At 27.1% G+C, this 6771-nt stretch carries 3 protein-coding genes; 1 reads left to right on the top strand and 2 read right to left on the bottom strand.

The features are described 5' to 3' along the window. Together L8X33_RS06790 and L8X33_RS06785 are read right to left on the bottom strand one after the other, a co-directional pair. Window positions 1-1341 (bottom strand): ShlB/FhaC/HecB family hemolysin secretion/activation protein (locus tag L8X33_RS06790; protein ID WP_263670304.1); only part of this gene is annotated, 1341 nt, incomplete at its 3' end. 10 nt (window positions 1342-1351) lie between these two features. Continuing rightward, window positions 1352-4975, bottom strand: coding sequence for a filamentous hemagglutinin N-terminal domain-containing protein (locus L8X33_RS06785; RefSeq protein ID WP_263670303.1), 3624 nt, complete (start codon window positions 4973-4975; stop codon window positions 1352-1354). Window positions 4976-5139: 164 nt separating this feature from the next. On the opposite strand from L8X33_RS06785, the gene L8X33_RS06780 reads away from it, so the two are divergent. After that, window positions 5140-6768 carry a multidrug ABC transporter permease/ATP-binding protein gene (locus L8X33_RS06780; protein WP_263670302.1) on the top strand — a complete coding sequence of 543 codons (1629 nt, stop codon included), beginning with the start codon at window positions 5140-5142 and terminating at the stop codon, window positions 6766-6768. The last annotated feature ends 3 nt before the right edge of the window (window positions 6769-6771 follow it).

Below are 6771 nucleotides of genomic sequence, written 5' to 3'. Positions count from 1 at the left end.
CTCAGAAGAATCTAATTCAAAATTTCCTAATACCTTTTGATAGTTTATATTTAAAGTATGAGTAATATACTCATTAATACTATAATAATTATTCAAACTAGCATTGAGTTTTCTAAACCAACCCATGCCATTACTATTATTTTTATAATTAGTACCTAAAAAATTAACCCCATCGTCATAGACCTTGCCTAGGTTAATTTTGGTACTATAAATAAAAGTGTTATGAAAATTTCTAAATAAACCTTCTAAACCTATGCTACCTACATTAGAATGCTTATTAAAAGTTAAAAATCCAGCACTTGTATCACTAAGTATTTTATGATAAATACTTGAAGTAAAGTAAAATGATGAATTAGTATTAATCCACACAGGATAAGAAAAGTCTATACCGAAATTTCTAGAAGTACCATAAAATCCGGCATTTTCATAATCTTCTCCCAAGGAATAATTTCCTTTTGATACACTTGGAGTAATTTTTAAATTTCCTAAAAAGAAAGTATAACTAGCCCCGTAGTTGATTTGTTTTTCATTGCTTGATTGTAAGTAAAAATTATAATAATCTCCCATATTAAATATAGAATTAAATCCCATGCTGATGCCTATTCTATATTTGCCAGAACTTTCAATACCATAATTATCAGCATATAATAATACATTGGCCTTAGTATCAGGAACTACTTCTATAACTACATCAGTTTCTCCTACATTCTCTCCTGCTTGTAAGCCTGCTAGGGTTTGTACTCCATACATTTCATTGACTTTATATGCGCTATCTTCTATTAATTTAGTGGAGATAATTCTACCTTTAAGTTTTTTATCTAATTTATCTTTTATGAAATGATCTTTGATCGAGGTTTTGTTTTCTATTATGTGTTTTCCAAATACTCCTAAAGCAATGTTTAGTTCTATATTGCCATCTTCAAAATTTTGTTTTGGAATAAACACTGTTGCAGCAGGATAGCCATTAACTTGGAAATAATAAGCAACAATATTTGATACATCTTGCAAATCTTGGATATTAAATTTTTTCTGTTCATAATTTAATATGAGATTATGTAATTCCTCTTCTTCAATTCCTAAATTTTCAAAATCAATTCCTTTGTTTGTGATGTGAAAATTATAGTGAGTAAGTATTTCTTTTTCATAATGTTCTTGGTGTGTATTTATGATTTCTCTAGCATCTTGAAATTTTTCATAATTTTGTTCAGTTTTTAAATTTTCTTTTAAAGCTTTGTTTTGTGGTATATTTCTATCAGGAGATAATTCTATTATTTTTATATTGTCATTTGTAGCTCGTAAAGCACATGTTAAAATTAAGGTGCAAACAATAATCTTATGCATTTAACTTTCTTTAATTAGTACATGGGTTCATAGCTTTAAACCCATCGCTTACAATACAAGTTTTTTTACGAGCTTCTATATCAAGTTCCCCAATTTCTTTGATTATTATTTCATCTTTAACTAAATCATCTCCTAAAGAATTAAATAAAAATAAATTAGCAATATTGTCATTAATCATTGCAGGATAGTTTTGATTATTGTTTAGACTTGATTTTGCTTGATTGTTTTCTAGTGTAGGAATGCTAGGAATACTAGGTGTTAGATCAGTCCAAGGTAAATCAGGTTCAATAGGAATGCTAGGTGTTAGATCAATGCTTTCTAAAATAGGTTTATATAAGTCATATTGATAATCTCCCATTATTAAAAAACTACCTTTATTGTGTTGATATTCTATTTTATTTTTAATTTCTGCTAATCCTAATTTGGAAGCTACTGTTTCTTGTTGTTTTTCTAGCATATTGATATTTTTAAGTAATTGAGCTAGCTTATTAGGATCTAGTGAAGAATTGTTTTTTATATAGTCATTATAAGATTTTTCTGCTATTTGAAGTTGTAATTTTATATTTTCCAATTCTTTTAGAAGTTGTTGTGAATTTAAAACTATATCTTTTAACTCTCCTTTTAGAATTTCTAATATACTTATTTTTTTCTCAATTGTTTTGTCTATATTTGATTTTATATTGTTTTGATAAAAATCTTTTACACCTTCTTCAAATTTATCATTATTTGCATTATTTAATCCGTTGTTTTGATAAGCCATTATAAAATCTAAACTTTGAACTATCTTCAAGGCTTGTGATTTATTATTTGCTGTATCTTTGATGAAGTATTTTGCCACAAAATCTACTTTTTCATCTTCTGTCATTAGATTATAATCTTTTTCTGCTAACATATCCAATAAAACATCAATATATATTTTATAATGCTGATTGATAAGATCTGCTAGAATTTCATTTTTGATGACATCTTCATATAAATCATCTTTACTGAGGATGGCTTCTTCTTGTATGATATTGTCTATATTTGGGTAATTAATTTCTATTTTATTTGAAAAATCTGGTTTTTTTGGTAGTTCTATAATAGGTCTTGCTATTGTATTATCTTTACTTAAAAAATCTTCAAATTTTAAATTTTTATTATCATCATTATAGGTATGAATATTAATTTTCATATCTTTCCATAATTTTAAGTCGCTAAAAACATCATTAAAATCATTTTCATGATGATAAATATGTATATTCTTAAAAGCTAAATTTACATTTTTATCGTTATAGGCACTAATAAATTTTCCACTTAAATTTTTACCATCACTTGCAAAAGATTGTATTTGGGAGTCATTTTCAAAAAATAAATATATATTTTTAAAATCTAAATTAAATTTTTGAAACATTGAACGCCCTTCAATATATCCGATAAACCCAGCAGCATTGGCAAAGTCTTTTTGTCCATAAGCTTGTATATTTTTTATATCATATATGCTTATGTTAGAAAAACTTCCTTTACCTTCTTTTTGAATCCATCCTGCAAAACCTCCAACATTCACCATTCCGCTTTTGTCTTTTTCAATCTTGCCTGAAATAGTGTCAATATTTTTTATTGTGATATTTGAAAGAGATAAATTATCACTTCTATATCCTTCTATTTTTCCTGCAAAGCCACCACTTGCAGCACGAGTGCCTTCCATGGAGTTATTATTAATGCTTTCTATTTTTTCAGCTTCTATGCTAATATTATCAAAAACACCTCCATTAGCAAAACCTACAAACCCGCCAGCATAAGCATTTCCTGTATCAAAAAAATCTTCTTCCAATGAGCCATCTTTGTTATCTTGACTAATGCTTTTTACATTTTTAACACGCACATTGATGTTTTTAAAATAAGTATCACCAGAATCAATACTTCCTACAAACCCGCCAGCATAAGTATGGCGTAAAGTAGTAAAAGTGGAGGTTATGTTGTTTATATCTAAATTTATATTTTCAAGATCAGCATAGCCTATATTACCTGAAAAACCACCTGTAACAAAGCCTCCATTAATTTCATCAATTTGTCTTATATCGATATTGCTAAATTTTCCTCCCCATACTTCTCCGGCAAAACCACCCGTATATGTTGCTTTTGTTGTTTTATCATTAATAATTTTATTTATTTGTGATATGTTTATATTTTCAAATTTTCCATTGTTAATTCCACCTACAAAACCTCCAATATGTGATCTATTTTCAAGGCTAATACCGCTGATTTCTCCTATTGATTTTATATCAATCTTGTTAAAGTTAGCACCATTAACATATCCTATAAAACCTCCTGCGTAGAGGTTGTTTTTATTTTGTGTAGAGATTTTAGAGATATTTTTTAACTCTATATTTTCAAATTTACTGCCACCACTTGCATGTCCTACAAAACCTCCAGTATACATTGAGTTTGATAGAATAGAATTATCGTTATAATCAATTATTATATTTTTAAATTCAGAACCATTAGCATTTCCAAATATACCAACATATCTTAAAGAATCTGATAATACATTTGTATCTATGAATATATTTTTTAAAGCAAAATTTTGTCCGTCAAAAATTTTATTATAAAAGCTATTATCTTCTATAATTTCCCAATTATCATTGTAAATAGGATCTTTATATCCTACTATCATATTGGTGCAACCATATCCTTCTATACAGTAATTTGCATAGTTTTTTCCTTTAAAATCTATATCATTTGTTAGTCTGTATTCGGTAGCTGTATTTCTAAAATCTTTTTTATTTTCATTCCAACCTTTGGCAAAATGCCACCAATCAACATCTGAAGATATTCCTACAAAATCATATATGTTAAAGGAGTTATTATTATGTTTTATATTTTGAAAATCAGCTTGTTTAAGTTTATCAAAAACTGCAAAAGAATTAGGATCGTAGTAATATCCACTAGCATTTAAATATATAGAACCTCTTTCTTTAGCGCTTACTTCTAATTTTGATAAAGAATTTGCGTTTATATTTGATGTATCAATGTCTATTTCGTTTCCTATAAGTTTGATGTTTTTTGAGTTGATTTTAGTTAATAAATCATTTGAATTTTTAATATTTGAATTTAATAAAATTTTATTTCCTATAAAGACAACTTCTTCAGCGTTAATATTTCCCATATTAACTACATTGCCATTGTTTTTATCTAATTTTATAATGGGTGATTGTATGGTGTTTGTTTTTCCATTTGCAAATTTTTGTATTTCATCAGAACTTATTGATGAGGTTGAAGCTACAAAGCGATTGGCATTGATAGTTCCTATTTTAGTTATGATTACTCCATTAGGATTGATTAAAAAGACATTATTGCCACTTGCATTTAATAAACCTTCTATGGTGGATTTACTTGTACCATGAGCAATGTTTAGGTAGTTTTTATTGTTTCCATTAAAATTTACACTTTCACCTTTGCCTATGCTAAATCCCCCACCCCATTGTATTACAGAATTTTGCCCATTTCCGTGGATATTCATATGATTATCATTTATGCTAATAGAACCACTAGTTCCATGTGTAAATTTACCACCACTAGGTAGCGCTAGACTTTGATCAAATAAGATAGAAATAACAATACCAGATAAAAGAATATGGTTAGAAAAACTAGACATCAGCTATCCTTAAATAATTATTAATATCAATATGTAATTTTTAAATATATTATAACAAAATTTATTTATAGTTAAATAAAAATAAATAAACATAAACAATATAAATAATTTATTATGCATATTTTTGTTATATAATTTACTTTTAGAGTTAAGGTTTAGATTAAATGAAATTTTTAGTTTTTTTATTTAAAGAAAGCAAATTAAAAATCATTCTTTTTTTGCTTTTTAGTATTTTTACGAGTATATTAGGTGTATTGACTTTAGTTTTTATCAATGAATTTTTATTAAAAGCTAATCTTGAAAACTCAAATATTATCGTGTATTTTGTGCTTTTGTTGCTTGTATTTTTTGCGAGTTCTTCTTTTGTAGAAATTGCTTTAAGCTCGTTTGGACAAAGTTTTATTTTTAAAATGCAAAGAAGGGTTGTAAAGCAAATTTTAGATACAAGTGTTTTGAGTATTTTAAATACTACTAAAGCAAAGATTTTGGCTTCTTTGAATAATGATGTGCGTAGTATTTCTTTTGGACTTTTAAGACTTCCTGAATTCATACAATCAAGTGTTTTGATTATTTGTGTAAGTGCTTATATAGCTTATCTTTCTTTAGAAATTTTCTTTTTGTGTTTTGTGTGGATAGTGTGCGTTTTTTTGGTGGATAATTTTTTAATGAGTAAGGTGTATTTTTATTTTAAAAATGCTAGGGAAAATGATGATGCTTTGCAAAAAAACTATCAAAATATTTTACAAGGGCATAAAGAATTAACCTTAAATCCTTTAAGGGCAAAGTATTATTATGAAAACGAGTTTGAAAAAAATGCTCTAAAAAAGAAAAAAAGCTCCACTATAGGAAATATCTTACATATCTTATCTAATAATTGGAGTAATAGTGCCATGCTAGCTTTAGTAGGAGTGGAGTTTTATATAGCTTTAAGCTATGAACTTGCTAGTTTGCAAAGTGCTACTACTATTGCTTTAAGCGTGCTTTTTTTAAGATCACCACTTGGAGCTATGATAGGAAGTTTTCCTACGCTTATGATGGCAAAAATCGCTTTAGATAAAATTTCAAATTTAAATTTAGAAAATTATTCTCATGAGTTTAAATTCAGTCAAAATAAAAAAACTTGGCAAAAACTTTGTTTTAAAGATGTATCTTTTTCTTATAATGAAAATTTTGCACTAAAACCTGTAAATTTTGAGCTTAAAAAGGGCGAATGCGTATTTTTAATAGGGAAAAATGGTAGTGGTAAATCTACTTTTTCTATGATTTTAGCAGGACTTTTTATAGACTTTAAAGGGGATATTTTTTTAGATGATGAAAAAATAACTTCAGAAAATATTTATGAATATAGAAGTTTAATTAGTGCGATTTTTAGTGATTTTCATTTATTTGAGCATGTTTTAGAAGATGAGAAATTTAGCAAAGAGGACTTGGCATATTGGCTTGAAATTTTAGAACTAAATGAAAAAGTAGAGCTTGTGGAAAATACTTTTAGCACTATAAAGCTCTCGGCTGGACAAAAAAAGCGCCTTGCTATGCTTAATGCTTTACTTGAAAAAAGAGATATTTTAATATTAGATGAGTGGGCAGCTGATCAAGATCCTATGTTTAGAAAGTTTTTTTACACTAAGCTTTTGCCACTTTTAAAGCAAAAAGGCATTACAATATTTGCTATAACACATGATGAAGTATATTTTGACATGGCTGATAGAATTTTACTCGCACAAAATGGTCAAATTTGTGAATTAAAAGGCGATATTAAAGAACTAGCAAAAAATGCAGTAGAAAAATTTTAAAGG

Origin of the sequence: Campylobacter sp. CNRCH_2014_2849 (assembly GCF_025772845.1) — a bacterium.
Taxonomy (GTDB): domain Bacteria; phylum Campylobacterota; class Campylobacteria; order Campylobacterales; family Campylobacteraceae; genus Campylobacter_D; species Campylobacter_D lari_D.
Note: the sequence above shows the minus strand (reverse complement) of the source record. Positions and strands in the feature narration are given on the sequence as shown.